This window comes from Acinetobacter halobius (assembly GCF_044130335.1).
Taxonomy (GTDB): Bacteria; Pseudomonadota; Gammaproteobacteria; order Pseudomonadales; family Moraxellaceae; genus Acinetobacter.
In genome coordinates this window covers 1-19567 of the sequence record NZ_JBIQOD010000032.1, presented here as the reverse complement: position 1 = coordinate 19567, position 19567 = coordinate 1, and the positions used below count along the sequence as shown (strand labels likewise).

Sequence of the window (19567 nt, the reverse complement as noted above, 5' to 3'; positions counted from 1 at the left end):
GACCTTCAAGGCGTTCAAGAAGCGTTTTTAATTGAGCTGAAGTATTTTGATCTAACATGGTTAAGCTCTCCAAAGCAGTCTGTAAAATTATTTGATAAAAGAATCATAGAGTAAATCCAAAAATAGATAAAACAGTTTGTTTTTATTTTAATAATCGGTTTTATAGATTTTGAGATATTCATCATAAAAAGTCCCACTCCACAAAGGACTTTTTATAAAGTCAAAGCTTAGGGGTTACTCTGCATCCGCTGTTCAATTCTTAACGTTCTGGCCTTTAACTGACGTGTCAAACCAAACAACACAGTACTAATTACCGCCATCATTAGTATCAAGATAAGCGAGAAGAATTGCATGACCGTAGTGAACTGTGCAGCTTGCTGAGCTTGTTTTTCTACACTTGCAGCCATCGGCGTCAGTGTTTTGCCATAGAGTTGGTGTTGCATCGTCCATAGCTGTTCAGGCTTAAACCCATATTCAATAAAATGTGAATCGTTTTTTTCTGCTTGCACAAGAGCAAGCACATGCGGAATGGCTGCATTTTTATCGACAGGTTGGTGTAACAATGCCGTCTGTGCAAGCAAATAATGTTTTACGGGAAGCTGAATGTCTGACTCTTGCAAATAGTGCGCGAGTTCACTTTGTTGAATATTTTTATCGTAATATACAATTTTCTGGAAAGCCTCATGCTCATCATCTTTTAAATCATATTGCACATAGGTCAGTCCAGACCACAGTAAAATAAATGCGATCAGCCAAGCCACAAACTTCAGTATAAAAGACTGAAAACGCACATAGAAAAAGTGAACTTTCCGTGCATAGTGCACCAATACGAATGCCCCAACAAAAGACACCATAATCTTGAGCACAAGCCAACCAAACCATGACAGCAAATTCAGAAAATAATCTGGCTGTTGTCCAAGTGATGCTAGATTTTCATCGACACTCATGGGCATATGTAGCTGCTGTATTTCAGTCGTGAGCCCAAAAAAGCTATAGACAAAATCCTGCTGTAGGAAATAACTCACACCAGAAACGACCAACAGAATTACACTCACCATACACCATAAGCTCAGTTTACGCTGACGCTGTTTGAGTGTAGCTACACCTTGTTCAAGGTGCTGAGGCTGAACAACATACTCATCTAAAGAAGGCAAACATTTCTCCTCTATCGACCACCCAACTTAGCATTAAGATGGTGTCGTACGATTAGAACTCGAGTCTAAAACCAATTGATTCAAATTGTCCTGCAAACTACGCAAACGTGTGGTTGCTTCAGCACGTTTCTGCATCCCTTCTTTTTGTATTTGAATCACATCATTTACTGTTTTAATGAGGGTGTTTTGTACATGTTCAAGCGTCTCAATATCAATCACCGAACGTTGATTAGCTTTTGCTGTATCTACTGAGTTTTGATGTAACAAATCAGCATTACGCTTCAATAAATCATTGGTCGCATCGTCAATGGTATTGGCCAACTGCACACTGTTCTTCTGCTCATTTAAAGAAATTGCCAAACTAATTTGATTTTTCCATGCAGGCAATGTGATGTTTTTAATCGCATAAAATTTATCGACCAACATCAAATTATTAGACTGGATAATACGAATCATCGGTAATGTTTGCATGGCTGATTGTTGTAAAACCTGCAAATCACTCACGCGTTTTTCCAAATTATTGGCTAAATGATTGAGATCGTAAACTCTCTGCGTCGTGGTTTGGTCTTGCGCCTGTGCAGTCAGTGTTGCGATTTCCTGCTGAATTTCATCCTGTTTCAACTTACCCGCTGCGATATACACACCGAGCTGTTTATATTCACTTTGCACACCATGAAACATCCGATCTAGCGTATCAACACGTGCTTTTAAACCAGACTGCGATTTTTCAATTTCTTTCACCAAAGTATCTATCTGTTCTTTGGTGGTATTAAAGTGCATATCAATATTACTCTTTGCGCCTTTAATTTTGCTCATCAAGCCACCGAAAAAACCTGAATTTTTCTTTTTATTTAAGATACTTGAGGTATTCAGTTGTTGTGCGACTTGTACCACCTGATTCAGCTTTTGCCCTGTTTCATCAAGGTCCTTGTTTTGCACTAAATTTAACAATTCATCTGTATATCCAGAGGTTTGTGTCGCAATATTTTTACCATACTCCGCCACGGCGTTATGGTTGATTTCTGCCAACTCTTTCCGTGCTGCCAAGACTGCATTGAAGTCATCTTGTTGCAAGCCAATTTCTTGCAAATTTAACTGTTGAAACTTATGTTCAATCACTTCGGTGGTTGGCTCTACCACAAGACTGTTTTGTTCTGGGTTGGTCATAATTCACCTAATCTATTTCTTAAAGTGTTGGTTTCTGTAGTGATTTTTTTAAGGTATTAATCAATTTTTCACGGCTATTATCGAGCTTTTCTAGTTCAATTGTCGAGCTTGATTGCTGCGATTGTTTGACATGATATTGCCATGCTGGGATCAAAACCTGCTGTGCTTCTTTATATCGGTCTAACAAACTCAATGATAGCTGCTGTGACAACTGCATTTGCGTAATCGCAATATCATTACTGCTTTGCAAAGTTTGCAAGCTGTTAATTTTCTTGGACAAACGTTCTGCAAAATTATCTAAAGGATGTGCATTCTTCACAAATTTAGGATATTCCATTAAAAATGCTTCAGCCGCAGATACATATTTGGCCATTTGCTCACGTAAACCAGTGAGCTGCTGATAACGTGCTTGCGATTTTTGAATTTCGATTTGTAATTTTTGACTGAGATGATTGGCTCGATCCAGCAATTGATCCAGTTTTTTATAGTATTCCACTTGGGTTGAACCATATTCAATATCAATCCCAAGCCACTTTTGCAGCCCATTAAATTTTCGCTTTTTCAGGTATTTTTTTGAGTCAGCCAATGATTGAATCAGTTGCTCAATAGTTTGGCTCAGCTGTAAGGTCAGCTGTGGGTCTATCCCATTAAGCAACACAGACTGGGCCTGAATGACACTATCTGCATAATGATTGAGACGGTATTGATCATTCAGTAACGGAACTAAATCATTACGTTGGATACTTAAAAGTTCATCTGAATTGACTGGTATATCCCTTAATGGAACAAGAACGTCAATTTGTGCCATAGTGCTTTAACCCAATAAAGAAATTGAATAAAATCATTTTTATAGTACAGCTTTTGTATTAAATAACATGTAGATTTTTGCAAAAATGCTGTGAAAACCTTTTATCTTGATCTGGCTAATCATTACTTCTGCTTCCAATAAAATGATATCTATTTAAAATTATGATCATTCGTCTTCAGCACGTCATTCGTTATAGTTTAGGCTTCTGCATTGCATTAACCTTATTTATTGGTATTGGTGCGCACTATAAAGCAAAACGCATCCACGAAACATTTTTAGAGCATGATCCGAGCCAATTGCAACAAGTGAGTGGCACACTGTTAGGCAATGAAACAGCTATTCAACTTTATCAAAAAAATCTAGCACCCTATAATTTAAACCGCTTGGGTAAAACGCAATTTTTGGTCGGTTTCTTTAGCCAGAATCAGAGCCGAATTCAAACGGTTTGGTGTGATCGTTGGCTAGACTCACCTTTTAAGACCACCTCCTACACTGGCCCGAAAAATCCAATAAAACAAATGAATTTACCTATTCGCTATTTTCATACTTGCCAATGGCTATTCGATGCAATGCGGTTAACTTTAGATATTCCTGCTTGGAGAGGTCAATCCATCACTTATCTAAAGAGCCCTCATGATATTTTGTATGCACTACATGTGAATGGGAAAATGATTTTCGGCTATGAACAAGCCTATCAACAATATAACCAACTCTATCTAGATGAAATAAAAAATCGAAATCAATCAACACTCTACTTTTTTGTTTTCTTTTGCATTACTGTCTTTCATTATAGAAAGCACATATTCAACGTCATAAAAAGCCATGAGCAACATGGCCTTAAAATTAAGTGATTCGATATTATAAATAATCACCTTCACGCTCAGGTTGATAAAGCACTTTTTCAATTTTGACCTTCATCATTTGACCGTCTGGCTGTGGCCATTCAATTTCTTGACCTTCAGCTAAGCCCAGAATTGCTGCGCCAATTGGAGCAACCACATTGACCTGCCCTTTCTCCCCTTTAAAATCATGCGGATAAACCAAGGTAATTTCAGATGCTTCTGTAGATGGGGCAATGGTCAGTAAAACTTTTGCATTCATCGTTACCACATTGGCAGGCATATCTTGTGGCGCAACAACATCGGCACGGGCCAATTCTTCTTCAAGCAACTGCATAGTCGGTGTAAGTTTAGGCTGATGCTCTAGCATCGTTTCTAAACGATGAAGATCCTGCTCAGAAATAATAATTGCTGGATTTGCCATGTGCTGCATCCCTATTTGAATACGATATGAATAAAATTCTTATTAAAAATAATTTATTAGCCTATAACTTCTGTTATATCAGAAATGCAGTCTAAATTACATTTCAACTGATTTTGATTTTTTAATGCCATAAAAAAAGCCCCCTTGAGGGGGCTTTCTCAAGTCAAACTTAGTTCGCGTAAACTGGGAATTTCGCGCAAACAGTTTCAACTTTCGCTTTAACAGCATTGATCACAGCTTCGTCACCTTTGCTGTCTAGGATGTCTGCGATCCAACCAGCAAGTTCACGTACTTCAGCTTCACCAAAACCACGAGTCGTCACAGCAGGTGTACCGATACGGATACCAGAAGTCACAAATGGTGAGCGTGGGTCATTTGGTACAGAGTTTTTGTTCACAGTAATGTGAGCTGCACCTAACCATGCATCTGCTTCTTTACCTGTTACATCTTGCTTAATAAGAGATAACAAGAACAAATGGTTTTCTGTACCGCCAGAAACGATGTCATAACCACGAGCAATGAGAACTTCAGCCATAGCTTGAGCGTTCTTCACCACTTGTTGTTGGTAAACTTTATATTCAGGAGCCATTGCTTCTTTAAAGCAAATTGCTTTAGCCGCTACAGCATGAACCAAAGGACCACCTTGGTTACCAGGGAATACAGCAGATTGTAATTTTTTCTCGATTTCTTCGTTTGCTTTCGCAAGGATTAAACCTGAACGTGGGCCACGAAGTGTTTTGTGAGTAGTTGTTGTTGTTACGTCAGCAATCTGAACTGGGCTTGGGTAAACACCAGCAGCAACTAGACCAGCAACGTGAGCCATATCTACAAATAGGTAAGCACCAACTTTGTCCGCGATGTCACGGAAACGTTGCCAGTCAACAATTTGGCTATATGCAGAGAAGCCAGCAACGATCATACGTGGCTTATGCTCAATTGCTAAACGTTCAACTTCTTCGTAGTCGATCTCGCCAGTTTCTGGGTTTAAACCGTACTGAATTGCGTTATATGTTTTGCCAGAGAAGCTCACTTTTGCGCCGTGAGTCAAGTGACCACCATGCGCCAAGCTCATACCCAAAACTGTGTCGCCTGGGTTAAGAAGGGCTAAGTAAACAGCAGAGTTTGCTTGTGAACCCGCATGTGGTTGAACGTTTGCGTAATCTGCACCGAAAAGCTCTTTAGCACGGTCAATCGCTAATTGTTCAATCACGTCTACATATTCACAACCGCCATAGTAGCGTTTGCCTGGGTAGCCTTCAGCATATTTGTTTGTAAGTTTTGAACCTTGCGCTTCCATTACTGCTGGAGAGCAATAGTTTTCAGAAGCAATCAGTTCGATGTGCGCTTCTTGGCGAGCATCTTCCTGTGTGATTGCTTGCGCGATTTCTGGATCAAATTCAGCAATTGAGATATTGGCAAACATTAGCGAGGTCCTATGAAATTAGGGCTTTTAAGCCGTGCTAAGATTGGCGCGTATTGTAGCATGAAGTTTATAAATTTTGAGAACGAACTTTACTCTGTTTGAAATAAAAATCGCCCATGCAGTAAAACTACATGAGCGCTTTAGGTCAAAGCAAATTATTGAATTGGCATGAGAGTTTTAACATCTGCCACAAAGTTATCCAAATTTTTAGTATAAACAGTAGTGTGATCCCACTTATCAACTGCTGCGAGTTGATCGTCATTAACATACGTGATCACCGTACCTGCTGGTGCTGTATTCACTAAGTTATTGGTTATTGTTCTTGGTACTGTCGTATCGTATGTTCCTTGATAAATAATCACTGGGGTACTAATCTTGCTCTTCAAAGGTTGTGAACCATTGGCTAGAAAATCTTTTACTTCAGGAATATTCGACATAAATCCTGTTTGAGTTCGTGGATAACCATCTATGGTTCCATATGTTGCAGCATAAACACCCATCGCCCCACCAAACTTATTACCTAATGCTGTGTAACATAGTGATTCAGCTTCTGCTGCAATATTATCAGTTGGCGTTTGGAACACTTCGCTATAGTGTAAATTTGGATAAGGGTTTCTTAACCCTGCTGTAATTAAGGCTGTAAATGTGTCTAATCCTGCAAGTGTTTTAATTTTATTTGTTAAGTTTGTTTCAGCAGCTGCCTGTTGCTCACCGCCAATCAGAATCAAGCTTAAAAATGATGCAGGAGCAATTGCAATCGTACCTTTATAATCAAGTTGTGCACGTGATGCATTTTCAGCTGCACCCAATGCTGCATGTCCACCTTGAGAATGTCCGATGGCAGCCCAACGTTTTTCAGTTGTATTACCAAAATTTTGACTCGCTGCAACAACTGCATCGGTGATCGAATAGGCTTCACTTTTTAGATTTAAAAATGGATGTAACTCACGGCCACTAGGTTCACCTAAACCCTCATAATCTGGTGCAACCACGGCATAACCTGAGGCAAGAAGTTTAGCTATCAAATATTCATTTCCAGCTAAGCCCTGTTGGCTTGGCGCACACTGATCAGCAACGCCAGTTGTCCCATGTGCCCATGCAACAATTGGCCAACCACCTGCGGGCATTGTTCCTTTGGGTGTAAATACTAATGCGGTCGCTTGAGTCTCACTCCCATTTACACCACGCATTTTATATGTCATCAAGGTTTTAGATGCACTCACACTATCCAGAACAATATTGGTACTAGCATTAACATCCGTATAAGCTTCAGTTTTCACCACTGGATTTACAATATTATTTTTCGGGACTCCATCATTTACAACGACGGAAGTTGTGTTCCCTTCCCCACCACCACAGGCTGTTAATAAAAGTACAGAACTGCTGACCAACACTGCCAATAATCTTTTTTTCATCTTCAATTTCCTTAATGAAGTTTTTTTCTTGTTGTAACGATTCAAATCACTTGAATACATTAATGATTTACGCTTCAAAATGACCTATAGCAAGATCACTTACAAAAAATAAACAAATGACCCTTTTGAATCTATCTTTATTTCTTGAAACAACATAAAACATTGTAATTTATAAAGTAAAAAACCATATAACAAGCCATTGCACTTATAGGTGAGACTGTCCAAAAATACGTTTTTAACGCTATTTAATTTTCTCAAGATAATGAACTACGACTCGCTAGGCTTATTGTATCTAGTCGATTTGAACGGATGAATATGGCTCAATCATTTAAACTTGCGCTTCAGTGCATACACTTGTTCACCAACAAAAATAATATCAGGCTACAAATCCGACATCGCAGGCTGTCTTGATCCTGTTGAAAATGATAAATTTATACAGTTTTCAATTTTCGGACATGCATATGCAAGCCATCATTCTCGATACAGAAACTCATACCCTCAACGGTCAACCTATTGAGATTGCATACGCGCCAATTGAAATCATCAATGGCAAATTAAGCCTAGATAAAAGCCAAGTCTTTGATCAGCTCTATACGGTCGATGAACCGATTTCTTTTGCTGCTATGGCTGTACACCATATTTTAGAGTCAGATTTAGTGGGCCAACCCCACTACACGACATTCAGGCTACCAGATGAGACCCAATACATTATTGGTCATAATATTGACTATGATATTCGTGCCATAGAAAAATGTGGTGTAAATGTTTCAAATATTAAAGCAATTTGTACTTTGGCACTTGCGCGCTTAGTTTGGCCTGATGCTGAAGCCCATAATATTTCAGCACTCATTTATATGATCTCCAAAGGTAGTGAAAAAGCCCGTGAGATGATTAAAAAAGCGCACCGTGCGGATATGGATATTATCTTAACAGCCAATATTTTAATGCATGTGGTTCATCACTTAAAAATAAATAGTATGGAGCAGTTATTTATAGCCTCTGAAGATGCCCGCATTCCTCGTGTCATTAACTTTGGTAAACATCGTGGAACTGCGATTGCAGAGCTCCCTGCCGACTATATTCAGTGGTTAATGCGCCAAGATGAACTTGATCCTTACTTACGTAAGGCTTTGGAAAATGCCAGCATTACAACACTTTAAAATAATTTGTCATAAATTGTTAATATTACTGTAATTTTTACACTGTATGTTCAGCCTTAATTTATTTTTTCGGGGGAGTAAATTAAGGTATGAATCATTATCAAAAGACAGCATTAGGTCTCGATGCGTTACAACAACGTCATATCCCACTCAATGCACGCCAGAGACGATTATTGGTTTTAATTGGCACAGAAGATTTTGACCGACTGGCAGATCAATTTAAACAACGTATTGCAACACCAGAAATACTCGAACAACTCGTCGAATTGGGTCTGATTCATTCCACCCAAGCAGCTCATACTCCAAAACCAACTCCTGTTGAATTTGAAACAAATATAACCAACATAGCTCCAAGTTCCTCCCCCGTTGTAACGCCTGAGTTGAAAGACAGCAACGCTGCTCTAGTTTTAAACACTGAAATTACTGCACCAGCACCAGCATTCAAAGCGTACAATTTTGAAGAAACTCGTGAGTTGATGATGAGTTTATTACAACGTTATTGTGGATTAATGGCGAGACAACTCATTCTCCAAATTCAATCTGCAACAGACCTACAAAGCTTGAAACGTTGCCAAATGCAATGGATTACCGCCCTACAAGAAAGTCGAATAGAACCCATCATGCTCAACCAATATCTACAGCAAATTAATCATTCACTTTTACGTTTACAAGCCGCTTGAGGCATGCATATTCAGTCTTTTTTTGTATGGTTCAAAAGGAGTAAGCTCTAAGAAAAAATATCAAGCTATTGTTTTTATAAATTTATTTTAAAATCTAAACTAAAATTTAGAGGTCATCCGAATTTCTTTAAACTTTGGCACAATTGGCTCAGTCAAGCGCTCAAGGCATAAATTCTAATATGAAATAGGAACCATGCTATGGCAATGTTAAATCATCTACTGTTTGATCCTGTAGATAACCCGATGCAATTCAGTAAAGTCGGAAATTGGTTGATTACTTTTTTATCTCCCCCAGAAGATCTAAACAATAGTTGTTTCGCTTTGACTTATATTCTTCCACGCCAACTCAGCCCACGACTACAACCACAGCGCATTATTATACACCGCACTGCAAATGCACATCTTTGGGCAATTGACTATGTCGAATGCTATGACAGTCAGCAGCAAAGTACGCTTTCATTTGCACCTCATGCCGCAGAAGCACAATGTATACTGAATACTTTGATCCAAGAACTGAATAAGTATGATGTGGATGTGCAATTATGTGCTGACCTAACTAACGAGAAAAGCATCTGATTATTCAATAGAACCAAAGCGTTGTTTTTTATTTAAGCTTGGTGATCAAGCAAAAAAGCCCATGTAAACATGAGCTCTTTGTTTAAGATAAAATCAATCAATAACACGATATATATTCTCAGTCTGTTGACTTTCAAACAGCAGTTCAATACTCGGAAGAATCACCTCACCCTCAACCACAATATGTTCAATACGCTGAAACAAATCTAAATTTGCAGCCTCAGATTCTTCAGGAGCTTGCCTAAGTCGTGCTTTTACCTCATAGGTTTGACTGTATTGATCCTTAACCTTCACATCTACAAGTTGAGTCATTTTTCTTTCCTTTTCTTTTTTGCTCTGCTTACTTTTATAACATAAGATTTTTAATTGTCCCGATTTGGAGATGTTAGAATTTATCGCAATGTTAATTTATATGAATATTTTAAAAATCATAACCATAAATCAAAAACTTAAACTGAATCAAGGTAACATCCGAGATACATCGTCATAATTACTCACATAAAAAAAGCTCGCATTTCTGCGAGCTTTTCTATGTTGGAAGGCTAGTGCTGATTTATTGTTTGAACATTTCGTTTCAAACTCAACGAGCTGTCATTGATCCGTCCAACTACATCGTAGCGTCTTAGTTATCGACCTACTGTAGGTACAATATAAAAGTAATTCTGCACTTCGACAAGTACGTATGACATTTCTAAACAACTGTACAAATAAAATCCAATTGATATTTTATTAAAATGAGCGATCATGTTCATGGCAAAATAGAGATAACAACTCATCCGCAAATAAAGTAAACTCCCGAACTCGACCGAAGAGTGTATCTCCATGTTAGTTCAATTAATTTTAAGTGACTTATATCGCTATTGTGGCAATACTAAAATGAGCTCATTTGTTAAAAATTATTTGTTCAATCGGGGCTTTAACTTTAGTTTTTGGTTGCGTCTTGCAAGCTCAAAATCTTGGGTCGCTAAACTGGCCTATCCTGTGTTTTATTATAAGAAAAAGAAATATGGTATAGACATTCACTGTACTACACAAATTGGTTATGGCTTATATATTGGGCATGGTGGGCCTTTGGTTGTCAATCCAACTACAGTGATTGGAAATAATGTCAACTTATCGCAATTTACAACAATTGGTGCTAATGGTGGTCGCCAAGCAGCAATCATTGGTGACAATGTTTATATTGGTCCAAATGTCTGTATCATTGATGCAGTTAAAATTGGTCATAATGCAACCATTGGTGCGGGGAGCGTAGTCACAAAAGATATCCCGGAAAATGCAACAGCCGTAGGGAATTATGCAAAAGTAATAAACTATAACCATCCAGGCCAGTCAGTGAATAGACGCTGGCCAAAAATCAATAAAAGCGACTAATTCTTCAACATATTTTTAAGTGCATTCTTGCTCAATCAATCATATTTCAAACACTTCATGTGCAATAAAACTGAGCTTATTCAAAGTCAGGACAAGAGCGATATCATTATGAAAAGCCTACTTAGATAAATGAAAAACATTAAAAGTTCTAAAGTTATGACGTAAAAATCAGTTAGCACACAAATAAGTTCATATTTCAATCTTATAATTATTCAATCACAAAACAACCAAGAAAAATGACAAATATTAATCAAAAAAATATATTATTAAATTTATAACTATCAATCTTTAAAAGGGTTTGAAACTTTATCTTTAAAACTTAACCAAATTAAAAATGCCATAATAAATAACAAAATTCCGATTACAATGAAAAACATCTCCCCCATAGCAAAGCCTGTAATCACTGCACCTATCCCTATCAGCAACAGTAAAATGATGAATGCGATCCCGATGACATACATATATGTTCTCCAAAGGTAAAATATTATGGACTTCGATTATTACGTTTTCAGCATGTCAATTTAATGTTATTTACATTAAATTTTATTATAATTTGTGATTAGTTTTGCTCCATTATGTTCAATCAGTATGATCATAATAGTAATTTGTGTAAATTTACCAGAACTATTACATATATATTATCAGTACATTGATCTATATCTCAAAAATGAACACCAAAACAATCAAATACTTTTTTTAAAGATTTTTCTCATAAATCTGTTTAAAATTGGATGCCTACGCGCTACAAGCAAATGTACAACATCGCTGTTTATTTCGAGGTAATGAGTGATCAAAAAGTCTGTCTTTCATAGTTTAGATTTACAAAAACTTATTTTGATCTTAATTATTAGCAGCGTATCAAGCTTGTTTTTAATTTCAATTTTTGTGCTGAATTATGTCATCAAAGAGCAACTCACAGAGAATTCTTTAGCTGCAAATCAACGCTATGCTGCCAAAATTGCATTTAGCACAGATAAATATTTTGAAAGCATGTTAAGTGAACTCAAATTTAGCGCTCACATCTTAGGTCAAAACTTTTCCAATCAAGATGTTTTAAAAGCAGAAGTTTCAAGGCTCAAGAATCAATCCCACAAATTTAACTCGATCACCATTGTCGATAAAAATGCATACATTCGGGAATATGCACCACATAACTTTCGTATAGACCACAAAAAACAATATAAAACTGCTGGAATCATTGAAGCCTTAAAACTAAAACAAACTTATATATCTTCTCCCTACAAAGGACTTTCTAATAACCTTATTGTTCTCATTGCTCAACCTATTTTTAATCGTAAAAATGAATTTTTAGGTATTGTGACGGGTTCAATTTATTTAAATCAAGAGAACTTGGTCAGTGAACTCCTTGCCACATCGTATTCTCACAAGAAAAGCTACACCTATGTTATTGATAATAAAAATAAGATTATTTTCCACCCTGATCAAAGCCGGATTGGAGATTCATTAAAAAATAATACGGGGTTGAAATATATTACTTCTCGCTCCTCAGGCAACATTGCTTTAGTCAATAGTAAAGGAATCGAGAACTTAGCTGGTTTTGCAGCGATACCAAGCGTGAATTGGATTATTGTGTCGCAGCAGCCCACATTAGAATTGCTCAGCCAAGCGAACGCTATTATTGTCAAAGTGACCTTGGGTATGCTGATTTTTTATCTTGTACTCTTTATTTTTGTTTGGAAACTATCCTACTTAATCTCTTCTCCGCTCAATAAACTTGCTCAAATGGCAAGCATGCTCACACGCCCCAATATTGATCAAGATATCAAGAAAATAGATCCTTGGTATTTTGAAGCATTGCGTTTTCGCACTTCATTGCTTTTGAGTTCTAAACACTTTAAAGATGAAATTGCAGAACTTAAACAGCACGTAAATACAGACCCGCTTACAGAACTATATAACCGCCGAGGCATGAAATTATTTTTAAATGAATTAAAAGCCACAAACACTCCTTTTTCAGTACTCAACATAGATATTGATCACTTCAAAGCAATTAATGATAACTATGGCCATGATCAAGGAGATCATGTATTAAAGAAACTAGCATCTCACATGATGAACAATTTCCGTAAGCATGATATTTGCTGTCGTGTTGGCGGAGAAGAGTTTACTGTATTTGTCGTGCATGAAGATCCCAAAGTTGCATATACAGCAGCTGAACGACTTCGAGAGGCTGTTGCACAAAGCTATCTTGATCCAGTGGGACATATTACCGTTTCAATTGGCATTGCATCTTGGCCACGAGATGCAGAAAGTGTCGATGACGTGATTAAGCTTGCAGACCAAAAACTATATGAAGCAAAAAATGATGGACGTAATTGTACTCGTACCTCCTCTATTTAAAGCGCCATTGAATAAATACATTCTTCTACGTCTAGGAAATATCATGATTAGACATTTGAAGCGGTACTCAATCCTCTCAACAGTACAAATTGTTTAGCATACAGGCAAACTGAAGTAATGATTAACACAGACAGACAAATTTAGAGCAAACATTCTCGCAGCTCTTTTAGAAGACTTGAGAGCCGAGCTCCAAGAAGAAATATCTTATTATCAGTTATCGTTTTACAAAGAGCCGCTATAAATTACAACAACATAAAATGACACGTCTAGCATAAAGGGTTGTCCTGTTGCTTAAGGAAAGGATTCATACATGATTATTGAGTTAATCAGTAAAAAAATTGTTTTACCAAACTATCCAAAAACGAAATAGCAAAAAAATTGTAGATAAAAGGATCTAAAGCTATAGCTCTAACCTTTCTAGCAGCTTAGTGAACTCGTCATATTAGTCTCAAGTATATAACTATGAAATATGCAGTGAAAATTATGCAAGAAAGTGATGCATTTATTGCAAGTGCTCGTGATCTGGCAAAATTAAATAGCGTAGGTATTTTTTGGATAAAGCATTGGCTGAAGCCTTAGAAGGTATTGAAATCATTTTTATGATGTATATGGATGCTTGCAAGGAAATTCCATGTCCAACTGCTCAGGAGCATGGTGAATATCTATTCATGTTCCAGTTTTAGTCGTATCAAGGGTTCATTTATATAATGAGATGCTAAACCAAAGTATTCGTTAAGCTGAGTTAGCCAAATATTGAGAACGGTTTTAAAAATAGACTATTGTCTTTAAAACATGACTCTAAGATAGAATCTATTAAAAATGTGTTTTATGCTTTTAGAAAGCGCAAAAGTTAGTCACTGATATTTTCAAATTTAGACTTTTGTATATTTTTCATTCTGTTTTTAATTTTTAAGGGAATGATTACCCTCGAAAACCCATTTAAATACACGTGTGGAAAAATGCAAACTATTGATAAATAACAATAAATTGGTGCGCTCAGCGGGACTCGAACCCACGCCACAGGCTTCGGAGACCTGTACTCTATCCAGTTGAGCTATGAGCGCGCGAGCACATCATATCAAAAAAAATCACAAGGTAAAGCATCTATATAGCTTAGAGTGATTTTCCTGCTTATGCTTTAAACAATGTTCCATATCTGCAACACAGAATTGCGAGTAGATTACTTGGTTTATTAGGCATAATCGCTCACAATAGTGCCACTATTAATCATTCGAGAATTTCATGACTGATGCATTGACGTTAAGAGATTTGTCCAAAACCTATAAAAATGGGTTTCAGGCCTTAAAAGGCATCAATCTAACTGTTCCTGAAGGTGAGTTCTATGCCCTTCTTGGACCAAATGGTGCAGGCAAATCTACAACGATTGGTATTATCAGCTCATTGACCAAGAAAACCGCAGGTACTGTCGAAATTTTTGGACATAATCTCGACACCCACCCTTCTCAAGCCAAACAGTGCTTAGGGGTTGTACCTCAAGAGTTTAACTTCGGTCAGTTTGAAAAAACCTTCGATATCTTAGTCACACAAGCGGGCTATTATGGTATTCCTAAAAAAATTGCAGAAGTTCGTGCCGAAGAATATTTAGAAAAACTAGGCTTATGGGAAAAACGTGGTGTTCAAGCTCGCATGCTTTCAGGTGGTATGAAGCGTCGCCTGATGATTGCCCGTGCCATGATGCATGAACCAAAACTCCTTATTTTAGATGAACCTACCGCAGGGGTTGACATTGAACTGCGTCGTTCGATGTGGGACTTCCTCACAGAAATGAACAGTAAAGGTACCTCGATCATTTTAACGACGCACTATTTAGAAGAAGCGGAAATGCTATGTCGTCGAATTGCCATTATTGACCGTGGTGTGATTAAAGAAGACACCAGCATGAAAAATTTCCTCAATCAGCTTAATGAGGAAACCTTTATTTTTGATTTGGCCGCACCGATTGAACCGATTCATATCGACATTATTGGGGTTCGTTTCCATTTAGTCGACGCCGTTACTTTAGAGGTGACTATGGATAGAGCGCATACCCTCAATGACTTATTTCAATTGCTCGAATCGCAAGGGATCCAAGTCCGCAGTATGCGAAACAAATCCAACCGTTTAGAAGAACTGTTTGTGAAGATGGTCGAAAAAAATCTCGAAGGAACTACGCCATGAACTTAAATCAACTTAGCGTAGCTTTATATACTCTGGTGCATAAAGAAATTCGCCGCTTTATGCGTATCTGGCCGCAAACCTTACTTCCACCTGCCATTACCATGAGTTTGTACTTTGTGATTTTTGGTAATTTGGTCGGTTCTCGTATTGGCGAGATGGGCGGTTTTAGCTATATGCAGTTCATCGTCCCTGGACTGATTATGATGGCGGTGATTACCAACAGTTATGCTAACGTTTCTTCGAGCTTTTTTAGTGCCAAATTTCAAAAAAGTATTGAAGAGCTGATCATGAGTCCTGTACCTTTGCATGCCATTTTATGGGGCTTTGTCTTAGGCGGTGTCTGTCGTGGGGTCTTGGTCGGTATTATTGTGACGGCTATGAGTTTATTTTTTACTGACCTGTATATTACCAATTGGTTTGTTACCATTTACACCGTCTTGGTCACCTCGTTCTTATTTTCACTGGGTGGTTTTATCAATGCTGTGTATGCGAAATCTTTTGATGACATCTCCATCATCCCAACCTTTGTGCTGACGCCTTTAACTTATTTAGGCGGCGTATTTTATGCCATTTCAGCACTCAGCCCTTTTTGGCAAAATTTATCGTTGATCAATCCGATTGTATATATGGTCAATGCTTTTCGTTTCGGTATTTTAGGTCATAGCGATGTTAACGTCGTCGTCTCCCTATCCGTTATGACTATATGTTGTGCAGTGCTTTATGGCATTGCTTACTATTTACTTTCTCGTGGTTCAGGAATGCGTGAATAATGAGTGTAGAACATTCTCTTTTGGGTAAAGACACCAATTACCCAACAACTTATCAACCCGACATTCTTTTTCCTATTGCCCGTGCCACTGCACGTGAGCACTATGCGCATGTTGAAGGTATTCAACAAGGTAAAGACTGGTGGCATGTTTTTGAAATTTCTTGGTTAAACACCCATGGTGTTCCACAAGTTGCCATTGGTCGCATTAGCCTGCCTGCCACCTCGCCCAATCTCATTGAGTCAAAGTCATTAAAACTTTACTTTAATAGCATGAACTTTACTCAGTTTGAGTCTAAAGCTGCGTTTAAAGCAACAGTTGAACAGGATTTATCGGTGGCTGCTGGCGCAGATGTGAGTATTGAGTTGTTTCATGTTGATGATGTGCAAGTTAGTCAACCTGAAGGCATTTGTATTGATGAACTGATCCCGACTCAATTGGAAAATCATCCCAATGCAAATCTGTTGACATTAGATAGCGCTGCTGAAGATGTTGAAGTACAGATTTACTCGCATTTACTCAGAAGTAACTGTCCAGTCACTGGACAACCTGATTGGGGCACGGTATTTATCAGATATAAAGGTAAAAAGCCTTGTTATAACAGCATACTGGCTTATATTATCTCTTATCGTCAGCACAACGGTTTTCACGAACAATGTGTGGAACAAATGTTTGCCGATATTTGGCAAAATTTGAAACCTGAAAAGCTGATGGTGTACGCAGCTTATACGCGCCGTGGTGGTTTAGATATCAACCCGTGTCGTGTGTCTGATGTGTCATGGATGCCCCGCCCAATTCGATTGGCGCGACAATAAAATAAAGAACATTGAGGTTAATACACGATGCCATTTTTTGGTTTTATTCCATCGACTGAACTTTTACAGACTATTCAAACTGCTCAGCAGAAGAAAGACTCAAGTGAACCTTTATATCCACTTCGAGACAAAACAGCACTACTGATCAATGATGAAATTATTGATGCCATTTTAACTGAGTTAGTACGCCGTTTTCCACCGAGTGATAAACGAGATACAGCGGAAAAACTGGCTGGCTATATTAAGTCAACAGTTGCGGTTTTGTTGAAGCAACTCTTAGGCAAAGCATCAAACGACGTAGTGCAAGCTTCAATTCAGTTTTCTGAAAAAAGCTTGTTTAAAGATGCTGAAGGTCAGTTCCGTGTGGGTGAAGCTTTAGATGCAAGCTTAGTGACCAGCCTCAAATATAACTTTGCTGAAATTAAAGCAGGCAATGAAGTAGATAAAGCTGCGTTAACCGAACTCTATAAACAGTTTGCTGAAGCGACTGTACGCCACTTTATGAATGACTTTAATAAAACCCTCGATTTGGGCATGATAAAGCGTAAAGCAGCCGATATCGGTTCTGCGGCTGTCATTAAAGCGGTTCATATTGCAGCGAATAAAATCATCCCAAATTTAACCAAAGATGAACTTTTAGCTTTAGCTGAGTATCACGACACTTTATTTCATGCTTAAAGACTAAAAGCCTTTCGCGACTTTTCAGATCAAATGACTCTATTTATATAGGGTCATTTTTGTTTCTAAGCTGTAATTCCTTACGTTTTGTATAAATGCATACTTTTGCCATAAAGTCTTCAATAAAAAATGGGCTTAAATGTAGATACCGAGCTTTTTATATCAATGAGTAAAACTTGACTTATACCGTCACACTAAAAAATCTATGAAGCTCTATCCTGTTTTCCTTGATCTGCCTTATATATAGGCTGAGTTTGTCTTTTTTTGTATCCCTATTTGCCCGCTTTAGTACAGACAGTGTTATCTTAAAGCCTGTCCAAACTAGACTCTGTTCACAAGAATTTCGACATAATATAAATGCGTAGTTTAGAGCTTCGCTCTATTCGCTTTGGTCCACGGCCCATCATGACTCTGGAAATTAGACTTCTATGTTAAATTTAAACTTTTATAACAAAGTTAAACGTTTACCTTTATTGATTGGCGCTTTGTCAATCACCAGCTTTTGCCAAGCCAACGATTTCGCTTCTCATCCTGACTATATCAGCTTCAAGCAAAAAACCATGCAAAACTATGGACTGTCTGCTGAACAAGTCGATTGGGCCATGAATGGCTCTAAAAACTTGCCCAATATTATTAACATTATGAATCGTCCAGGTGAAAGCAAACCGTGGTACGAATATAAAACCAACTTTATGGCTGAAAGCACCATTCAACGTGGTGTCCGCTTTAAAGAACAATATGCTGATACCCTAAACCGTGCCGAACAACAATTTGGTGTACCCCAGTCCGTCATTCTCGGCATTTTAGGGGTAGAAACAGGTTTTGGGAGCAATAAAGGTAATTTTGTGACTCGTGATGCCTTAGCGACTTTAGGTTTTGGTTACGAACGCCGTAAGCAATATTTCCAAGATGAACTCAGTGCTTTAATCGCATGGAGCTATAAAGATGGCGTGCCAACCAACTCGGTTGTAGGTTCATACGCGGGTGCGGTGGGCTACCCACAATTTATGCCAAGCAACATTCCAAAGTTTGGGATGGATTATGACGGTAACGGTCATGTCGATTTACGAAATTCAGCAGTCGATGCGATTGGTTCAATTGCCAACTATTTAGCAAATCATGGTTGGCAACGTAATCAGCCAATTGGATTCGCAGCACGCTATAGTGGTTCTAATCCTGAATCTGTGATTGCCAAAGATTTAACTTTACCGACGCCTTATGGTGTGCTGAAAAATCAGGGCATTCAACCCACCAATCCGATTGTGAAAATTGATGATTTAGATATGGTGAATGTGATCCAACTACAGGAAAACTATGGGCAAAGTTATTACATTACCTACCCTAATTTTCAGGTGATCACAACCTACAATAAGAGTCGTATGTATGCGACTGCGGTGTGGCAGTTAGGGGCTGAAATTGCTAGCCGATAAGGCTAGCTTTTTACTCAAGATTAAAATGTCAACAAAAAAATATTTAAAAATGATGTAAAATTCGGCATTTTTAATATTATGTTACAATATTGATTATTTTTTAATCAAAAAACGTTCAGTTTATGTAGTTTTTATCATTATTTTAATTAAACACTAGACATGCTTATGACTGCATGAATATTATCCATTTCGTCAAATGCTGTTGCAAAAGTGAATTAACAGGCAAGTTTTTTTATCTTTCAGCCACTTAGTTTAAAGAAAAAAGCGTTGTCTTTTGGAGTTTATAAATGCAGTCATCACTTAAATATATACTGGCCA

General features: G+C 37.8%; 18 protein-coding genes and 1 tRNA gene. 11 read left to right on the top strand and 8 right to left on the bottom strand.

Annotated features, from left to right (window positions below; genetic code table 11):
- Nucleotides 1-227 precede the first annotated feature (227 nt).
- From ACE01U_RS16785 to ACE01U_RS16775, 3 genes are read right to left on the bottom strand one after another with little or no spacing between them, the layout of a single operon-like run.
- The gene (locus tag ACE01U_RS16785; RefSeq protein ID WP_395579995.1) at nucleotides 228-1154 is read right to left on the bottom strand and encodes a hypothetical protein; all 927 of its coding nucleotides are present in this window, start codon (nucleotides 1152-1154) and stop codon (nucleotides 228-230) included.
- 33 nt (nucleotides 1155-1187) lie between these two features.
- Nucleotides 1188-2321: a toxic anion resistance protein gene (locus ACE01U_RS16780; protein ID WP_395579994.1), complete on the bottom strand. Its 1134-nt coding sequence runs from the start codon at nucleotides 2319-2321 to the stop codon at nucleotides 1188-1190.
- Nucleotides 2322-2340: 19 nt separating this feature from the next.
- Nucleotides 2341-3129 (bottom strand): tellurium resistance protein, encoded by a 789-nt coding sequence (locus ACE01U_RS16775; RefSeq protein WP_395579993.1) that lies wholly within the window; start codon nucleotides 3127-3129, stop codon nucleotides 2341-2343.
- 161 nt (nucleotides 3130-3290) lie between these two features.
- Here ACE01U_RS16775 and ACE01U_RS16770 point away from each other — a divergent pair, with 161 nt between their 5' ends.
- A complete protein-coding gene (locus ACE01U_RS16770; protein ID WP_395579992.1) occupies nucleotides 3291-3980 on the top strand; it encodes a hypothetical protein in 690 nt (229 codons plus the stop codon).
- 7 nt (nucleotides 3981-3987) lie between these two features.
- On the opposite strand, the gene rnk is transcribed toward ACE01U_RS16770, so the two are convergent.
- The 3 genes from rnk to ACE01U_RS16755 all read right to left on the bottom strand — a co-directional run bounded on the left by rnk (nucleotide 3988) and on the right by ACE01U_RS16755 (nucleotide 7230).
- Nucleotides 3988-4392 carry a nucleoside diphosphate kinase regulator gene (gene rnk, locus ACE01U_RS16765; RefSeq protein ID WP_087526224.1) on the bottom strand — a complete coding sequence of 135 codons (405 nt, stop codon included), beginning with the start codon at nucleotides 4390-4392 and terminating at the stop codon, nucleotides 3988-3990.
- A gap of 169 nt (nucleotides 4393-4561) precedes the next feature.
- Entirely contained in the window at nucleotides 4562-5815 is a 1254-nt protein-coding gene (gene glyA, locus ACE01U_RS16760) for a serine hydroxymethyltransferase (RefSeq protein WP_086207910.1), read from the bottom strand.
- Nucleotides 5816-5970: 155 nt separating this feature from the next.
- Nucleotides 5971-7230, bottom strand: coding sequence for an alpha/beta fold hydrolase (locus tag ACE01U_RS16755; protein ID WP_395579991.1), 1260 nt, complete (start codon nucleotides 7228-7230; stop codon nucleotides 5971-5973).
- A 461-nt stretch (nucleotides 7231-7691) separates the two neighbouring features.
- Between ACE01U_RS16755 and ACE01U_RS16750 the strand changes: the two genes are divergently transcribed.
- The 3 genes from ACE01U_RS16750 to ACE01U_RS16740 all read left to right on the top strand — a co-directional run bounded on the left by ACE01U_RS16750 (nucleotide 7692) and on the right by ACE01U_RS16740 (nucleotide 9646).
- Complete coding sequence (locus tag ACE01U_RS16750; RefSeq protein ID WP_119063209.1) at nucleotides 7692-8390, top strand: exonuclease domain-containing protein; 699 nt, start codon at nucleotides 7692-7694, stop codon at nucleotides 8388-8390.
- Between the two features lie 89 nt (nucleotides 8391-8479).
- Nucleotides 8480-9070: a hypothetical protein gene (locus ACE01U_RS16745; RefSeq protein ID WP_395579990.1), complete on the top strand. Its 591-nt coding sequence runs from the start codon at nucleotides 8480-8482 to the stop codon at nucleotides 9068-9070.
- Nucleotides 9071-9268: 198 nt separating this feature from the next.
- Nucleotides 9269-9646 carry a hypothetical protein gene (locus ACE01U_RS16740; RefSeq protein WP_395579989.1) on the top strand — a complete coding sequence of 126 codons (378 nt, stop codon included), beginning with the start codon at nucleotides 9269-9271 and terminating at the stop codon, nucleotides 9644-9646.
- Between the two features lie 93 nt (nucleotides 9647-9739).
- Here the strand turns inward: ACE01U_RS16740 and ACE01U_RS16735 are convergent, their stop codons facing one another.
- Entirely contained in the window at nucleotides 9740-9958 is a 219-nt protein-coding gene (locus ACE01U_RS16735) for a hypothetical protein (protein ID WP_086207913.1), read from the bottom strand.
- A 510-nt stretch (nucleotides 9959-10468) separates the two neighbouring features.
- Between ACE01U_RS16735 and ACE01U_RS16730 the strand changes: the two genes are divergently transcribed.
- Both ACE01U_RS16730 and ACE01U_RS16725 read left to right on the top strand, forming a co-directional pair.
- A complete protein-coding gene (locus ACE01U_RS16730; protein ID WP_086207914.1) occupies nucleotides 10469-11020 on the top strand; it encodes a serine O-acetyltransferase in 552 nt (183 codons plus the stop codon).
- A 786-nt stretch (nucleotides 11021-11806) separates the two neighbouring features.
- The gene (locus tag ACE01U_RS16725) at nucleotides 11807-13381 is read left to right on the top strand and encodes a sensor domain-containing diguanylate cyclase (RefSeq protein WP_395579988.1); all 1575 of its coding nucleotides are present in this window, start codon (nucleotides 11807-11809) and stop codon (nucleotides 13379-13381) included.
- Between the two features lie 988 nt (nucleotides 13382-14369).
- Here ACE01U_RS16725 and ACE01U_RS16720 read toward each other — a convergent pair.
- Nucleotides 14370-14445: transfer RNA gene (locus ACE01U_RS16720), tRNA-Arg, on the bottom strand.
- 178 nt (nucleotides 14446-14623) lie between these two features.
- On the opposite strand from ACE01U_RS16720, the gene ACE01U_RS16715 reads away from it, so the two are divergent.
- The 5 genes from ACE01U_RS16715 (at nucleotide 14624) to mltB (ending at nucleotide 19249) form a co-directional block, all read left to right on the top strand.
- On the top strand, nucleotides 14624-15559 hold the full coding sequence (locus ACE01U_RS16715; protein ID WP_395579987.1) for an ABC transporter ATP-binding protein: 936 nt from the start codon (nucleotides 14624-14626) through the stop codon (nucleotides 15557-15559).
- On the top strand, nucleotides 15556-16329 hold the full coding sequence (locus ACE01U_RS16710) for an ABC transporter permease (RefSeq protein ID WP_004982514.1): 774 nt from the start codon (nucleotides 15556-15558) through the stop codon (nucleotides 16327-16329). The genes ACE01U_RS16715 and ACE01U_RS16710 overlap by 4 nt, the downstream gene beginning before the upstream one ends.
- A complete protein-coding gene (gene queF, locus ACE01U_RS16705; RefSeq protein WP_119063092.1) occupies nucleotides 16329-17141 on the top strand; it encodes an NADPH-dependent 7-cyano-7-deazaguanine reductase QueF in 813 nt (270 codons plus the stop codon). Before ACE01U_RS16710 ends, queF begins: the two co-directional genes overlap by 1 nt.
- A gap of 27 nt (nucleotides 17142-17168) precedes the next feature.
- On the top strand, nucleotides 17169-17819 hold the full coding sequence (locus ACE01U_RS16700) for a hypothetical protein (RefSeq protein WP_086207962.1): 651 nt from the start codon (nucleotides 17169-17171) through the stop codon (nucleotides 17817-17819).
- Nucleotides 17820-18247: 428 nt separating this feature from the next.
- Nucleotides 18248-19249 carry a lytic murein transglycosylase B gene (gene mltB / locus ACE01U_RS16695; protein ID WP_395579986.1) on the top strand — a complete coding sequence of 334 codons (1002 nt, stop codon included), beginning with the start codon at nucleotides 18248-18250 and terminating at the stop codon, nucleotides 19247-19249.
- Nucleotides 19250-19567: the final 318 nt, after the last annotated feature.